Source organism: Halobacillus halophilus (genome assembly GCF_020171985.1).
Taxonomy (GTDB): Bacteria; Bacillota; Bacilli; order Bacillales; family Halobacillaceae; genus Halobacillus; species Halobacillus halophilus_A.
In genome coordinates this window covers 44,667-58,809 of sequence record NZ_JAIVAL010000016.1, presented here as the reverse complement: position 1 = coordinate 58,809, position 14,143 = coordinate 44,667, and the positions used below count along the sequence as shown (strand labels likewise).

28 protein-coding genes and 1 pseudogene are annotated in these 14,143 nt (G+C 43.2%); all 29 read left to right on the top strand.

Features of this window, described 5'->3' with window-relative positions; genetic code table 11:
- Positions 1–11: 11 nt before the first annotated feature.
- The gene (gene rplD, locus LCM11_RS19325) at positions 12–635 is read left to right on the top strand and encodes a 50S ribosomal protein L4 (RefSeq protein ID WP_224895887.1); all 624 of its coding nucleotides are present in this window, start codon (positions 12–14) and stop codon (positions 633–635) included.
- Positions 635–922, top strand: coding sequence for a 50S ribosomal protein L23 (gene rplW, locus LCM11_RS19320; RefSeq protein ID WP_014641423.1), 288 nt, complete (start codon positions 635–637; stop codon positions 920–922). The genes rplD and rplW overlap by 1 nt, the downstream gene beginning before the upstream one ends.
- 34 nt (positions 923–956) lie before the next feature.
- Positions 957–1,790 (top strand): 50S ribosomal protein L2, encoded by an 834-nt coding sequence (rplB, locus tag LCM11_RS19315; protein ID WP_014641424.1) that lies wholly within the window; start codon positions 957–959, stop codon positions 1,788–1,790.
- A 57-nt stretch (positions 1,791–1,847) separates the two neighbouring features.
- On the top strand, positions 1,848–2,126 hold the full coding sequence (rpsS, locus tag LCM11_RS19310) for a 30S ribosomal protein S19 (protein WP_014641425.1): 279 nt from the start codon (positions 1,848–1,850) through the stop codon (positions 2,124–2,126).
- A 19-nt stretch (positions 2,127–2,145) separates the two neighbouring features.
- Positions 2,146–2,487 (top strand): 50S ribosomal protein L22, encoded by a 342-nt coding sequence (gene rplV, locus LCM11_RS19305; protein ID WP_014641426.1) that lies wholly within the window; start codon positions 2,146–2,148, stop codon positions 2,485–2,487.
- Between the two features lie 3 nt (positions 2,488–2,490).
- A pseudogene (gene rpsC / locus LCM11_RS19300) lies at positions 2,491–3,157 on the top strand (30S ribosomal protein S3).
- Positions 3,151–3,585: a 50S ribosomal protein L16 gene (gene rplP, locus LCM11_RS19295; RefSeq protein WP_224895885.1), complete on the top strand. Its 435-nt coding sequence runs from the start codon at positions 3,151–3,153 to the stop codon at positions 3,583–3,585. The pseudogene rpsC and the gene rplP overlap by 7 nt, the downstream one beginning before the upstream one ends.
- The gene (gene rpmC, locus LCM11_RS19290; protein ID WP_008636054.1) at positions 3,575–3,775 is read left to right on the top strand and encodes a 50S ribosomal protein L29; all 201 of its coding nucleotides are present in this window, start codon (positions 3,575–3,577) and stop codon (positions 3,773–3,775) included. The genes rplP and rpmC overlap by 11 nt, the downstream gene beginning before the upstream one ends.
- Before the next feature lie 24 nt (positions 3,776–3,799).
- Positions 3,800–4,063, top strand: a complete 264-nt coding sequence (rpsQ, locus tag LCM11_RS19285) for a 30S ribosomal protein S17 (RefSeq protein WP_014641429.1) — start codon at positions 3,800–3,802, stop codon at positions 4,061–4,063.
- Positions 4,064–4,105: 42 nt separating this feature from the next.
- Complete coding sequence (gene rplN, locus LCM11_RS19280; RefSeq protein WP_014641430.1) at positions 4,106–4,474, top strand: 50S ribosomal protein L14; 369 nt, start codon at positions 4,106–4,108, stop codon at positions 4,472–4,474.
- Positions 4,475–4,513: 39 nt separating this feature from the next.
- A complete protein-coding gene (gene rplX, locus LCM11_RS19275) occupies positions 4,514–4,825 on the top strand; it encodes a 50S ribosomal protein L24 (RefSeq protein ID WP_089752384.1) in 312 nt (103 codons plus the stop codon).
- A 26-nt stretch (positions 4,826–4,851) separates the two neighbouring features.
- A complete protein-coding gene (gene rplE, locus LCM11_RS19270) occupies positions 4,852–5,391 on the top strand; it encodes a 50S ribosomal protein L5 (RefSeq protein WP_014641432.1) in 540 nt (179 codons plus the stop codon).
- Positions 5,392–5,417: 26 nt separating this feature from the next.
- Complete coding sequence (locus tag LCM11_RS19265) at positions 5,418–5,603, top strand: type Z 30S ribosomal protein S14 (protein WP_014641433.1); 186 nt, start codon at positions 5,418–5,420, stop codon at positions 5,601–5,603.
- A 30-nt stretch (positions 5,604–5,633) separates the two neighbouring features.
- Positions 5,634–6,032 (top strand): 30S ribosomal protein S8, encoded by a 399-nt coding sequence (gene rpsH, locus LCM11_RS19260; protein ID WP_089752385.1) that lies wholly within the window; start codon positions 5,634–5,636, stop codon positions 6,030–6,032.
- Positions 6,033–6,063: 31 nt separating this feature from the next.
- Positions 6,064–6,600 (top strand): 50S ribosomal protein L6, encoded by a 537-nt coding sequence (gene rplF / locus LCM11_RS19255; RefSeq protein WP_224895884.1) that lies wholly within the window; start codon positions 6,064–6,066, stop codon positions 6,598–6,600.
- A 35-nt stretch (positions 6,601–6,635) separates the two neighbouring features.
- Positions 6,636–6,998, top strand: a complete 363-nt coding sequence (gene rplR, locus LCM11_RS19250) for a 50S ribosomal protein L18 (protein WP_014641436.1) — start codon at positions 6,636–6,638, stop codon at positions 6,996–6,998.
- A gap of 20 nt (positions 6,999–7,018) precedes the next feature.
- Positions 7,019–7,516: a 30S ribosomal protein S5 gene (gene rpsE / locus LCM11_RS19245; protein ID WP_014641437.1), complete on the top strand. Its 498-nt coding sequence runs from the start codon at positions 7,019–7,021 to the stop codon at positions 7,514–7,516.
- A gap of 18 nt (positions 7,517–7,534) precedes the next feature.
- Positions 7,535–7,720: a 50S ribosomal protein L30 gene (gene rpmD, locus LCM11_RS19240; RefSeq protein ID WP_014641438.1), complete on the top strand. Its 186-nt coding sequence runs from the start codon at positions 7,535–7,537 to the stop codon at positions 7,718–7,720.
- A 27-nt stretch (positions 7,721–7,747) separates the two neighbouring features.
- Positions 7,748–8,188: a 50S ribosomal protein L15 gene (gene rplO, locus LCM11_RS19235; RefSeq protein ID WP_089752388.1), complete on the top strand. Its 441-nt coding sequence runs from the start codon at positions 7,748–7,750 to the stop codon at positions 8,186–8,188.
- A complete protein-coding gene (secY, locus tag LCM11_RS19230; protein WP_224895883.1) occupies positions 8,188–9,480 on the top strand; it encodes a preprotein translocase subunit SecY in 1,293 nt (430 codons plus the stop codon). The genes rplO and secY overlap by 1 nt, the downstream gene beginning before the upstream one ends.
- Before the next feature lie 41 nt (positions 9,481–9,521).
- Complete coding sequence (locus LCM11_RS19225) at positions 9,522–10,175, top strand: adenylate kinase (protein ID WP_224895882.1); 654 nt, start codon at positions 9,522–9,524, stop codon at positions 10,173–10,175.
- Positions 10,172–10,918, top strand: coding sequence for a type I methionyl aminopeptidase (gene map, locus LCM11_RS19220; protein ID WP_224895881.1), 747 nt, complete (start codon positions 10,172–10,174; stop codon positions 10,916–10,918). The genes LCM11_RS19225 and map overlap by 4 nt, the downstream gene beginning before the upstream one ends.
- 16 nt (positions 10,919–10,934) lie before the next feature.
- The gene (locus LCM11_RS19215) at positions 10,935–11,270 is read left to right on the top strand and encodes a KOW domain-containing RNA-binding protein (protein ID WP_014641443.1); all 336 of its coding nucleotides are present in this window, start codon (positions 10,935–10,937) and stop codon (positions 11,268–11,270) included.
- On the top strand, positions 11,248–11,466 hold the full coding sequence (gene infA, locus LCM11_RS19210) for a translation initiation factor IF-1 (RefSeq protein ID WP_027953399.1): 219 nt from the start codon (positions 11,248–11,250) through the stop codon (positions 11,464–11,466). Before LCM11_RS19215 ends, infA begins: the two co-directional genes overlap by 23 nt.
- Positions 11,467–11,495: 29 nt before the next feature.
- A complete protein-coding gene (rpmJ, locus tag LCM11_RS19205; protein WP_002509257.1) occupies positions 11,496–11,609 on the top strand; it encodes a 50S ribosomal protein L36 in 114 nt (37 codons plus the stop codon).
- 23 nt (positions 11,610–11,632) lie between these two features.
- Positions 11,633–11,998, top strand: a complete 366-nt coding sequence (rpsM, locus tag LCM11_RS19200) for a 30S ribosomal protein S13 (protein ID WP_014641445.1) — start codon at positions 11,633–11,635, stop codon at positions 11,996–11,998.
- 29 nt (positions 11,999–12,027) lie between these two features.
- Complete coding sequence (rpsK, locus tag LCM11_RS19195) at positions 12,028–12,423, top strand: 30S ribosomal protein S11 (protein ID WP_089752391.1); 396 nt, start codon at positions 12,028–12,030, stop codon at positions 12,421–12,423.
- A 179-nt stretch (positions 12,424–12,602) separates the two neighbouring features.
- Entirely contained in the window at positions 12,603–13,547 is a 945-nt protein-coding gene (locus tag LCM11_RS19190) for a DNA-directed RNA polymerase subunit alpha (protein ID WP_014641447.1), read from the top strand.
- 42 nt (positions 13,548–13,589) lie between these two features.
- Positions 13,590–13,949 (top strand): 50S ribosomal protein L17, encoded by a 360-nt coding sequence (gene rplQ, locus LCM11_RS19185; protein ID WP_014641448.1) that lies wholly within the window; start codon positions 13,590–13,592, stop codon positions 13,947–13,949.
- Positions 13,950–14,143: the final 194 nt, after the last annotated feature.

The window sequence follows — 14,143 nt, the reverse complement described above, 5'->3', positions numbered from 1 at the left end:
GAGGATATGTCATGCCTAAAGTAGCACTATTAAACCAAAGCGGCTCTAATGTTGGAGATGTCGAATTGAATGACGCCGTATTTGGTATCGAACCTAATACTCACGTATTACACGAAACTGTGTTGATGCAACGCGCGAATCTTCGCCAAGGCACACACAAAGTCAAAGGGCGTTCTGAAGTGAGCGGCGGTGGACGTAAGCCGTGGCGCCAAAAAGGTACCGGCCGTGCACGTCAAGGATCCATCCGTGCCCCGCAATGGGTTGGCGGTGGAACTGTATTTGGTCCATCACCACGTAGCTACAGCTACACAATGCCTAAAAAAGTACGTCGTTTAGCTCTACAGTCTGCTTATTCTTCTAAAGTAAAAGAAGAGAACATTATTGTTCTTGAGAGTCTATCTCTAGATGCTCCAAAAACTAAAGAAGTAGTAAGCCTTCTTAAAGCTCTTGATGTAAACGAAAAGGCATTGATTGTCACAGCAGAGAAAGATGAAAATATAACTCTTTCTTCTAATAATATCCCTACAGTGAAAAGTTCATCTGTAGAAGAAGTAAGTGTGTTAGATTTACTAACGCATGATAAGCTGATCCTAACGAAGGAAGCAGCTGAAAAAGCAGGGGAGGTGCTCTCATAATGAAAGAACCACGTGATATCATTAAGCGCCCTGTCATAACTGAGCAATCTGCTGACCTTATGGGAGAAAAGAAATATACGTTTGAAGTTAGCCCAGCCGCTAACAAAACTGAAATTAAAAAAGCAGTAGAAGAAATCTTTAATGTAAGTGTTGATTCAGTTAACACAATGAACCTTAAAGGTAAATTCAAACGTATGGGTCGCTATGGCGGCTATCGTTCTGATCGTAAGAAAGCAGTAGTTACTTTGACTGAAGACAGTGAAGAACTAGAATTCTTTGAAGTATAAACTATAAATCTTAATTAAAAAGGAGGGAAAAAAGATGGCGATTAAAAAGTTCCGACCAATTACTAATGGTCGCAGACACATGTCAGTATCTGATTTCGCTGAAATTACCACTGACAAACCTGAACGCTCCCTTGTCACTCCACTTCACAAACGCGGTGGACGTAATAACCAAGGTAAGCTGACAGTTCGTCATCAAGGCGGAGGTCACAAGCGTCAATACCGTATCATCGACTTTAAACGTGATAAAGATGGAATACCTGGACGCGTTGCTACGATTGAATACGATCCAAACCGCTCCGCTAACATTGCGCTAATCAACTACGTTGATGGAGAAAAGCGTTATATCCTAGCTCCAAAAGGAGTGAAGGTTGGCACGGAAATCATTTCTGGTGTAGGTGCAGATATCAAACCAGGTAACTCTCTTGCACTAAAAGATATTCCTGTAGGTACGATCATTCACAACGTAGAACTTAAGCCTGGCCGCGGAGGACAGCTTGTACGTTCTGCAGGCGCATCCGCTCAAATTCTAGGTCGTGAAGAAAAATACACTCTTGTTCGCTTAACTTCTGGTGAAGTTCGCCTCGTACTAAGCACTTGCCGTGCAACAATCGGTCAAGTTGGTAACCTGGAACACGAACTAATCAGTGTTGGTAAAGCTGGACGTTCACGCTGGCAAGGCAAGCGCCCAACTGTACGTGGTTCTGTTATGAACCCTAGTGATCACCCACACGGTGGTGGTGAAGGCCGTGCGCCAATCGGTATGCCTTCTCCTGTTACTCCATGGGGTAAACCAACTCTTGGGTACAAGACAAGAAAACGCAACAAGCAGTCTGATAAATATATCGTTCGTAGAAGAGGTAAAAAATAACGGAATTGTCGGGCGGGCGATAATACCCGTCTTTCAATTGCGAAGGGAGGTTTATTCATGGGCCGCAGCCTGAAAAAGGGACCTTTTGTAGATGATCATTTGATGAAAAAAGTTGAGAAGTTGAACGAAGACAGTAAACACCAAGTGGTGAAGACATGGTCTCGTCGTTCTACCATCTTCCCTAACTTTGTCGGACACACAATTGCCGTTTATGACGGACGTAAACACGTACCAGTTTATGTGACAGAAGATATGGTCGGACATAAGCTAGGTGAATTCGCGCCAACCCGTACGTTCAAGGGACACTCTGGCGATGACAAGAAAACAAAACGCTAAGTAGAGAGGAGGCACTCTAATGCAAGCTAAAGCAGTTGCTAAAACCGTTCGCATCGCTCCTCGCAAAGCCCGATTAGTTATTGATCTGATTCGGGGGAAAGAGGTAGGTGAAGCGCTCGCGACATTGAATTTAAAACAGCGCGGCGCATCTCCAGTAGTTGAGAAACTTCTTAACTCTGCGATTGCAAATGCAGAACACAATTATGAAATGGATCCGGAGAATTTATATGTTTCCGAAGCGTTTGTTAATGAAGGTGTAACTCTTAAACGTTTCCGCCCACGTGCAATGGGACGTGCAAGCCAAATTAATAAACGTACCAGCCACATTACAGTGGTCGTATCAGAAAAAAAGGAGGGATAATCAGTGGGTCAAAAAATTAATCCAGTAGGTCTTCGTATCGGCGTCATCCGTGATTGGGAATCCAAATGGTACGCTGGCAAAGACTACGCAGACTTGTTACATGAAGATATTAAGATTCGTGAATTTGTTGAAAAACGTCTAAAAGACGCTGCTATTTCTACTGTGGAAATTGAACGTGCAGCTAACCGCGTAAACATCACCGTTCACACGGCGAAACCAGGTATGGTTATCGGTAAAGGCGGCTCTGAAGTTGAAGCGCTTCGTAAAGCACTCAACAATTTGACCGGCAAACGCGTTCACATTAACATTGTGGAAGTTAAAAAACCTGATTTGGATGCTACACTTGTAGCTGACAGTATCGCTCGTCAGTTAGAAAACCGTGTTTCTTTCCGTCGTGCTCAAAAACAAACACTACAACGCGCTATGCGTGCAGGAGCCAAAGGTATTCGTACCCAAGTATCTGGTCGTCTAGGTGGCGCGGATATCGCTCGTGCAGAATATTACAGTGAAGGAACAGTACCACTACACACACTTCGTGCAGATATCGATTATGGAACTGCAGAAGCAGACACCACTTACGGAAAACTTGGTGTTAAAGTGTGGATCTACCGTGGAGAAGTCCTTCCAACTAAAACAGACAAGTAAGGAAGGGGGAAAAGCATTATGTTAATGCCAAAACGTGTTAAATATCGTAAACAACACCGTACTAGCTTAAAAGGCCGTGCGAAAGGCGGTACTGAAGTAGCTTTCGGAGAATATGGTTTGCAAGCTATCGACCCAGCGTGGATCACAGCCCGTCAAATTGAGGCATCGCGTATTGCGATGACTCGTTATATGAAACGTGGCGGTAAAGTATGGATCAAAATCTTCCCTGACAAACCTTATACTGCTAAACCCCTAGAAGTTCGTATGGGTTCCGGTAAAGGTGCTCCAGAAGGTTTCGTTGCTGTAGTGAAACCAGGGAAAATCATGTTTGAAATCGCAGGAGTTTCTGAAGAGGTGGCACGCGAAGCACTTCGCCTTGCATCTCACAAACTTCCGATTCGTACTAAATTTGTAAAACGTGAAGAAATTGGTGGTGAAATCAATGAAGGCTAATGAAATCCGCGAATTAACCACTGCCGAAATTGAACAAAAAGTTAAATCTCTAAAAGAAGAACTTTTTAACCTGCGCTTTCAGCTGGCAACAGGTCAACTTGAGAACACTGCTCGTATTCGTGAAGTTCGCAAGTCCATTGCACGTATGAAAACTGTTGCTCGTGAACGTGAGCTAGGCGTAAATAACTAATAGATGAGAGGAGGTCACCCTCACATGACTGAACGTAACAATCGTAAAGTTTACACTGGCCGTGTCGTATCTGACAAAATGGATAAAACCATCACTGTCTTAGTTGAAACTTACAAATTCCACAAACTTTATGGCAAACGCGTAAAGTATTCTAAAAAATTCAAGACTCATGACGAAAATAACCAGGCTAAAACTGGAGATGTTGTCCGTATTATGGAAACTCGTCCGCTATCAGCAACGAAACGTTTCCGCCTGCTAGAAGTCGTAGAAGAGTCCGTAATTATCTAATTAAAGTTCGCTCGGAGTTAATCCGAAGGGAGGTTACATGGTATGATTCAACAGGAGTCTCGTTTAAAAGTTGCAGACAACTCTGGTGCCCGTGAAATCCAAACGATTAAAGTTTTGGGCGGATCTGGTCGTAAAACAGCTAATATCGGTGACATCATCACCGCAACTGTGAAACAAGCAACACCAGGGGGCGTTGTTAAAAAAGGTGAGGTAGTTAAAGCAGTTATCGTACGTTCTAAAAGCGGTATGCGCCGTAAAGATGGTTCTTACATTCGTTTCGATGAAAACGCAGCAGTAATCGTTCGTGATGATAAAGGACCACGCGGTACTCGTATCTTTGGACCGGTAGCTCGTGAACTTCGTGAAGCTAAATTCATGAAGATCGTATCTCTAGCTCCAGAAGTATTATAATGTTAGAACGAAATGCCTTGGTAAGGAGGTGCGCGAAGTATGCACGTAAAAAAAGGTGACAAAGTAATGGTTATTACTGGTAAGGATAAAGGCAAGCAAGGAACGATCCTTGAAGCTTATCCGAAAAAGGAACGTGTTCTTGTTGAAGGTGTTAACGAAGTTAAAAAACACGCTAAACCTTCTCAAGAAAACCCACAAGGTGGAATCCTGACTCAGGAAGCACCTATCCACGTTTCTAACGTATTGCCGATCGATCCTAAGACTGGCGAACCAACCCGTGTTGGATATAAAGTCGAGGACGGCAAGAAGGTTCGTATCGCGAAAAAATCTGGTGAAGCACTAGATAAATAATCCGGATAGGAAAGGAGGGCCACACGATGAACGAACTACAAAAACAATATCAAGAAGAAATTGTTCCATCTTTGATGAACAAATTTGAATATGAGTCAGTTATGCAGACGCCTAAAGTCGAGAAAATCGTTATCAACATGGGTGTTGGTGATGCTGTTCAGAACGCTAAAGCTCTGGATACAGCAGTAGAAGAGTTAACATTAATCTCAGGTCAGAAGCCTGTCATTACGAAAGCTAAGAAATCAATCGCAGGTTTCCGCCTACGTGAAGGTATGCCTATCGGTGCTAAAGTTACCCTTCGCGGAGAGCGTATGTATGAATTCTTCCAAAAGCTTATCTCAGTATCTCTACCACGTGTGCGTGACTTCCGTGGTATTTCTAAAAAAGCTTTTGACGGACGTGGAAACTACACACTTGGCGTTAAAGAACAATTAATTTTCCCAGAAATTAATTACGATAAAGTAAATAAAGTGCGTGGTATGGACATCGTTATCGTTACTACAGCTGATTCTGACGAAGAAGCTCGTGAGCTATTGACTCAATTCGGTATGCCGTTTCAGAAATAACGATCTAACCATAAGGAGGGAAAATAGTGGCTAAAAAATCAATGGTCGCGAAACAGAAGCGTAACCAGAAGTATCAAGTACGTGAGTACACACGCTGTGAACGTTGCGGACGTCCTCACTCTGTACTTCGTAAGTTTAAGCTTTGCCGTATTTGTTTCCGTGAACTTGCATATAAAGGACAAATCCCTGGTGTCAAAAAAGCCAGCTGGTAAACCCGAAACAGGGAAGGAGGTAAATGAGTTATGACAATGACAGATCCAATTGCAGATATGCTTACGCGTATTCGTAACGCTAACATGGTACGTCACGAGAAGCTTGAACTTCCAGCTTCCAACTTAAAGAAAGAAATTGCTGACATTCTAAAACGTGAAGGTTTTGTACGTGATTATGAATATGTTGAAGATAGTAAACAAGGCGTTCTTCGCATCTTCCTTAAATACGGACAAAGCAACGAGCGTGTAATCAGCGGTCTGAAACGTATCAGTAAACCAGGACTACGTGTTTACGCAAAAGCTGAAGAGCTTCCAAAAGTTCTTAATGGACTTGGTATAGCCGTAGTATCTACTTCAAAAGGTGTATTAACAGATAAAGAAGCTCGTGAACAAGCCATCGGTGGCGAAGTCCTAGCTTATATCTGGTAGAAAACTCAGATAAGACAGGAGGTGCAAAAATATGTCTCGCGTAGGTTTAAAAACATTAGAAATTCCTGAAGGTGTAGAAGTGATTCAGGATAACAATACAATCACAGTAAAAGGTCCAAAAGGCGAATTGACTCGTACTTTCCACAAGGACATGACAGTGAAGATTGAAGATAATGTTCTTACAGTAGAGCGTCCTAGTGACCACAAAGAACATCGTGCTCTTCACGGTACTACCCGCAGCCTGATCGCTAACATGGTTGAAGGTGTTTCCAAAGGATACGAAAAATCCCTTGAAATTATTGGTGTAGGTTATCGTGCGCAAAAGCAGGGAGAAAAAGTAGTTATTAACGCTGGCTATTCCCACCCTGTTGAGGTTCCTAGCCGCGAAGGTATCGAAATTGAAGTCCCTACTAACACGAAGTTAACCATCAAAGGTATCGACAAAGAATTAGTCGGAGCTGTTGCTGCTAAAATTCGTGCGATCCGTCCACCAGAACCTTATAAAGGTAAAGGTATTCGTTACCAGGGTGAGCGTGTACGCAGTAAAGAAGGTAAAACAGCTAAGTAAGATTCGTAGGTAATGTATAGAAAGGAGTGACCCAGATGATCACAAAGGCAGATAAGAATGTCGTTCGTAAAAAGCGTCATGCACGCGTTCGTAAGAATGTCTTCGGAACAGCCGAACGTCCTCGTTTGAACGTGTACCGCTCTAACAAACACATTTATGCTCAATTAATCAATGACGAGAGCCAAGTAACTGTAGCGAGCGCATCTACTATGGAAAACGGCTTTGATCTAGACGTAACAGGTAACGTAGAAGCTGCTCAAAGAGTCGGCGAATTGCTTGCGAAGCGTGCGGTTGATAACGGTTATGATATCGTAGTATTTGACCGCGGAGGTTACTTGTACCATGGACGTGTGAAAGCTCTAGCAGAAGCCGCGCGTGAAGCCGGCCTACAATTTTAATCGTTAAAGGAGGGACATAAATGAATAACAAAATTGACCCTAATAAATTAGATCTTGAAGAACGCGTAGTCACAATCAATCGTGTTGCAAAAGTTGTAAAAGGCGGACGCCGTTTCCGTTTTGCTGCATTGGTTGTTGTAGGAGATAAAAATGGTCATGTAGGTTTTGGTACAGGAAAAGCTCAAGAAGTACCAGAAGCTATCAAAAAGGCAATTGATGATGCTAAGAAAAACCTAATTACAGTACCAATTAAAGATACGACTATTCCACACGAGATTACTGGACGTTTCGGTGCAGGAAGCATCTTGATGAAACCAGCTGCTGAAGGTACTGGAGTCATCGCAGGTGGGCCTGTCCGTGCCGTACTTGAGCTTGCAGGTGTTCAAGACATCCTTTCTAAGTCACTAGGTTCTAACACACCTATTAACATGGTGCGTGCAACACTTACTGGACTTAGCGAGCTTAAACGCGCAGAAGACGTGGCAAGACTTCGTGGGAAGTCCGTAGAAGAACTGTAGGATAAGGAGGGAAATATAATGGCTAAAAAACAATTAGAAATTACCCTCACGCGCAGTGTTATTAGTAGACCGAAGGATCAACGCTCTACTGTCAAGGCGCTGGGTCTGAATAAGATCCGTCAAACTGTCGTACTTGAAGATAACCCAGCGATCCGAGGTATGGCTAATAAGGTATCTCACCTTGTATCGATTAAAGAAGTTTAACTAGAAAAGAAATAAGGAGGTGCTCGCATGAAACTGCATGAACTAAAAGCGGCAAAAGGCGCTCGTAAAGAACGTAATCGTGTAGGTCGTGGAATGGCTTCTGGAAATGGTAAAACATCCGGTCGTGGCCACAAAGGACAGGGTCAGCGCTCAGGCAGCAAAACTCGTCCAGGCTTCGAAGGTGGACAAATGCCACTATTCCAGCGTCTTCCAAAACGTGGTTTCACTAACGTACACCGTAAGGAATTTGCGATTATCAACCTTGATGCTCTTAACCGTTTTGAAGAGGGAACAGAGGTTACTCCTGAACTAATGCTTGATTCTGGTGCGGTAAGCAACCAAAAATCTGGAATTAAAGTTCTTGGTAAAGGATCTATCGATAAAAAACTTACAGTGAAAGCTCATAAGTTCTCTGCTTCAGCGAAAGAAGCAATTGAAGCAGCGGGCGGTCAAACTGAGGTGATTTAATGTTCCGTACAATCTCCAATTTTATGCGCGTGGGTGATATTCGACGGAAAATCTTTTTCACTTTAGCTATGTTGATCGTATTCCGGTTAGGGACATTCATCCCTGTACCATTTACAAACAGAGATGCTATTAACTTCATGGATGAACAAAACGCTTTCGGCTTTTTGAACACATTTGGAGGCGGGGCATTACAGAACTTCTCCATCTTTGCCATGGGGATCATGCCTTACATCACAGCCTCAATCATCATGCAATTGTTACAGATGGATGTTGTCCCTAAGTTTGCGGAATGGAAAAAGCAAGGTGAAGTCGGCCGTCGAAAATTAGCTCAGTTTACCCGCTATGGAACGATCGCTCTCGCTTTCATTCAGGCAATTGGAATGTCAATCGGATTTAATGCTCTGGCGGGCGGTCAATTGATCGTAGATCCAGGCGTTACGAAATTCCTGGTAATTGCTCTGGTATTAACAGGCGGAACAGCTTTCCTAATGTGGCTTGGTGAACAAATCACAACCCACGGCGTCGGAAATGGTATTTCCATTCTGATCTTTGCGGGTATTGTAGCTGCGATTCCTACCGGTGTTAACCAATTGTATGATCAGTATATCTCCGGTGCAGGAGATCAGCTGTTTATCAATCTTGTGATCATTGCGTTAATCGCACTTGTTATAGTGGCCGTTGTAGTTGGAGTTATTTTCATCCAGCAGGCATTGCGTAAAATTCCTATCCAGTATGCCAAGCGTTTGGTAAACCGTTCTCCTGTTGGAGGACATTCAACACATTTGCCAATCAAGGTTAATGCTGCGGGAGTAATTCCAGTAATCTTCGCGATATCCTTTATTATCGCACCTAGAACAGTAGCTGGATTCTTCGAAAATAGTGAAGTTGCATCTGTTATTCAATATATCTTTGATTACCAGAATTGGCCCGGAATGATTATCTATGTAGCGTTGATTATTGCCTTCACTTATTTCTATACTTTTGTTCAGGTTAACCCAGAACAAATGGCAGAGAACTTGAAGAAGCAAGGCGGGTATATCCCGGGGATACGTCCTGGTGCAAATACAGAAACGTATTTGACGCGAGTGATGTACCGATTAACGTTTGTAGGATCTATCTTCCTGGCAGCCGTCTCAATCCTGCCGATCATCTTAGGTTCTGTGGCACAACTGCCGCCAACCGTTCAAATTGGCGGAACCAGCTTACTCATCGTTGTTGGGGTTGCTCTGGAAATGATGAAACAGTTGGAGAGTCAGCTTGTAAAACGTCACTATAAAGGATTTATTAAATAATTAGTGAAGAACTAATGAATAATGAGAGCGAGGGGAACACGTTGAACTTAATTCTGATGGGTCTTCCTGGTGCTGGTAAAGGCACGCAGGCAGAGAAGATAGTCGAAAAATATAACATCCCTCATATCTCAACTGGAGATATGTTCCGATTAGCTATCAAAGAAGGAACAGCACTAGGTAAGGAAGCTAAATCATATATGGACAAAGGCGAATTGGTTCCGGATGAAGTTACCATCGGAATCGTTCGCGAGCGTCTGAGCAAACCGGATTGTAAGGAAGGTTTTCTTCTGGATGGCTTTCCGAGAACCATTGCTCAAGCTGACGCCCTTGAAAATTTGCTAAGCGATATGGATGACACGTTAGACCACGTGCTTCATATCGATGTTCCAAAAGACCAACTCATCGAGCGTCTGACTGGACGACGCATCTGCCCGACTTGCGGTGCCACTTATCATGTAGTATTTAACCCTCCTGAAGAAGAAGGGAAATGCGATCATGATGGCTCTGAGTTGATTCAACGAGAAGACGATCAACCTGACACTGTAAAGAAACGTCTTGAAGTGAATGTGGAACAGCAACAGCCACTTCTGGACTTTTACCGCGACAAAGGATATTTAGTATCTTTTGAAGGGGATAAGGATATCAACGACGTATTCAAAAACATTGATGAAGTACTTGGAGACCTATCTAAATGATTAATTGTAAAACGCCACGGGAATTAGATATTATGCGGGAAGCTGGCAGAATAGTCGCCTTAACGCACCAGGAGATGGAAAGAAATATCCGCCCAGGGATAACAACTGGCGAATTGGATAAGATTGCTGATGATTTCATACGCAGTATGGATGCAATCCCATCTTTTAAAGGTTATAATGGATTCCGTGGTAGTATTTGCACATCGGTCAATGAAGAGCTCGTCCATGGAATACCTGGAGATCGGGTATTGGATGAAGGAGATATTATTAGTATTGATATTGGTGCTAAATACCAAGGTTATCATGGTGACTCGGCCTGGACTTATCCGGTGGGCACTGTAGATGATGAAACATTGGATTTGCTAAAAGTGACAGAGACATCATTGTTCAAAGGACTTGATGAAGCAAAACCAGGTGAGCGCCTTTCAAATATATCCCATGCCATTCAAAGCTACGCTGAATCGAAAGGATTTTCGATTGTTCGTGAGTACGTAGGACACGGAGTAGGCAGGAAGCTTCATGAGGCTCCCCAGATCCCTCATTATGGCCCGCCGAATAAAGGTCCTCGGCTTAAGCCGGGAATGGTATTGGCTGTAGAACCAATGGTTAATGCGGGATCACGTTATGTGAAAACCCTGCCCGATCGTTGGACTGTGGTCACAAAAGATGGTAAAATGTGTGCGCATTTTGAACACACCATCGCGATTACAGAAGAGGGTTACGAAGTATTAACAAAATCCTAAATGAAGGTGATCGTGTTTGAACGAATCTGAGTCGAGTCCACGAATAGGTCAAATTGTTCGTATTGTGCAGGGGCGTGAGGCAGGACAGTATGCGGTAGTTATCGATGTACTGGATGGCCGCTTTGTGCTGCTTGCCGATGGAGAGAAACGTAAGTATGATCGACCAAAGAAAAAGAATTTGCAGCATATTGAGCTTATGGATTTCATCTCTCCGGAAGTCCAGAACAGCCTTCTAGAAACTGGTCGCGTCACAAATGGCAAGCTTCGATTTGCCGTATCAAAATATGTCAATGAAGCAGTGACTGATTTGAAGAAGGGAGATCAACTCGATGGCGAAAGACGATGTAATTGAAGTAGAGGGGACCGTCGTTGAAACCTTACCAAATGCACAGTTTAAGGTGGAACTCGAGAACGGTCATACCGTTTTAGCACATGTTTCCGGTAAAATTCGCATGCACTTCATTCGAATTCTGCCTGGGGACAAAGTTACGGTTGAACTATCCCCGTATGATTTAACTAAAGGACGTATTACGTACCGTTATAAATAAAAACTCCGATCTTAAAGGAGGTATGGATGATGAAGGTAAGGCCTTCTGTAAAACCAATTTGCGAAAAATGCAAAGTCATCAAACGAAAAGGTAAAGTCATGGTAATCTGTGAAAACCCTAAGCATAAACAAAAACAAGGTTAATCTGAAGGAGGTGTACGTAGCACATGGCACGTATAGCAGGTGTAGACGTTCCGCGCGATAAGCGCATCGTCGTTTCATTAACTTATATCTATGGTGTTGGTAAATCACTAGCTGCTGAAATCCTGGCTGAAGCTGGCGTTTCAGAGAACACTCGTGTTCGCGATCTTACAGAAGACGAACTTGCTAAGATTCGTAAAGCAGTTGATAACCAAAACGTTGAAGGTGATCTTCGCCGTGAGAACTCTCTAAACATTAAACGTTTGATTGAGATCGGTTCTTACCGTGGAATCCGTCACCGCCGCGGGCTTCCGCTTCGTGGACAAAAGACAAAAAACAACTCTCGTACACGTAAAGGCCCACGTCGTACAGTGGCCAACAAGCGTAAATAAACGAAAGATAAAGGAGGTAAGCTAACCTTATGGCACGTAAAGGACACACACGTACTCGTAAACGTAAGGCGAAAAAGAATATAGAGTCGGGAATGGCACACATCCGCTCTACATTCAACAACACAATCGTTACGATCACTGATGTTCAAGGAAACGTCATCAGCTGGAGCAGTGCAGGTTCCCTTGGTTTCAAAGGATCCCGTAAATCTACTCCATTTGCTGCTCAAATGGCTTCAGAAGCTGCAGCGAAAGATGCTATGGACAACGGTATGAAAACTCTAGAAGTTACAGTTAAAGGCCCTGGTGCAGGTCGTGAAGCAGCGATCCGTTCACTACAAGCAGCAGGTCTTGATATCACGGCAATCCGTGACGTGACTCCAGTTCCACACAATGGTTGCCGTCCACCAAAACGTCGTCGCGTATAATAGTTCTGAATAGAATTTGTCACCCTGTCTATAATGGGTTATGATAGGTTTTTAAATCAATCGCATGTAGACAGTGAAAAAATGCAGTTGTCTTGTATCGGAACTGCCTACCTGAGGAATTTCGGTTAGACTAGTGGTCTAACCGGGGTTTCGACGTTTTGAAGGAGGGTTTAGTGTAAATGATCGAAATTGAAAAGCCAAAAATTGAAACGGTTGAGATCAGCGATGAGTCCACTTTTGGTAAGTTCGTCGTAGAACCGCTTGAGCGTGGGTATGGTACAACTCTAGGTAACTCCTTGCGTCGTATCCTATTATCCTCACTTCCTGGCTCTGCTGTAACATCAGTTCAAATTGAGGGTGTTCTTCACGAATTCTCTACCATTGATGGTGTTGTAGAAGATGTAACTACCGTCATTTTGAATCTGAAGAAACTAGCTTTGAAAGTTTATTCTGACGAAGAAAAGACTTTAGAAATTGATGTACAGGGAGAAGGAAAAGTCACAGCTGCAGATATTACGCATGATAGTGATGTTGAAGTTCTTAACCCGGATCTTCATATTGCCACATTAGATAGCACAGCTAATCTTCGTATGCGTATTACAGCGGAACGTGGTCGAGGATATCGACCTGCGGAAGGAAACAACCATGAGGACCTGCCGATTGGCGTCATCCCGGTTGATTCAATCTTTACGCCAGTATCCCGTGTAACGTATCAAGTTGAAAATACAAGAATTGGTCAAACTTCAAACTTCGATAAACTTACTTTGGACGTGTGGACAGACGGAAGCATTCGTCCCGAAGAAGCCATTTCTCTTGGAGCTAAGATCTATATGGAGCACCTCAATATCTTTGTCGGCTTAACTGATGAAGCTCAAAAAGCTGAAATCATGGTTGAGAAAGAAGAGGACCAAAAAGAGAAAGTTCTTGAGATGACGATTGAAGAGCTTGATCTTTCCGTTCGTTCATACAACTGCTTGAAGCGTGCTGGTATCAATACAGTACAGGAACTTGCGAATAAATCGGAAGAGGACATGATGAAAGTCCGTAACCTTGGACGCAAGTCACTTGAAGAAGTGAAGTACAAGTTGGATGAACTTGGACTAGGTTTAAGAAAAGAAGACTGATTATAGAGCATCATAGAGTTAACCGTAAGGGAGGGATTATCAATGGCTAGAAAACTAGGACGTACCACTGATCAACGTTTGGCGCTTCTTCGCAATTTAGCGACCGACTTGATCATTCATGAGCGTTTAGAAACAACAGAAGCTAAAGCAAAAGAGCTTCGCTCTGTAGTAGAAAAAATGATTACTCTAGGTAAACGCGGCGATCTTCATGCCCGTCGTCAAGCTGAGTCATTCCTCTATAAGGCTGACGCTGATGAAGAAGGAGATCAGACAGCTCTACAGAAGCTATTCTCTGACATTGGCCCACGCTATGAGGACCGTCAAGGTGGTTACACTCGCGTGCTTAAGCTAGGCGAGCGTAAAGGTGATGGAGCTAAAATGGCGATCATTGAATTAGTTTAATGATTACCACAGGTATAAAAGGGCAGGAATGAATCTCATCATGAGGTTGAATCCAGCCCTTTTTTTATTTGTCAAAAATACTATATTTACTATGACCTGAATGTCTCAAAATATGCTATGGAAGTGCAAAGATCTGAAATCCAGAAATATGTCGTATTTCCTGGGAAATAGTCAGATGAGTGGAGGAGAAATGT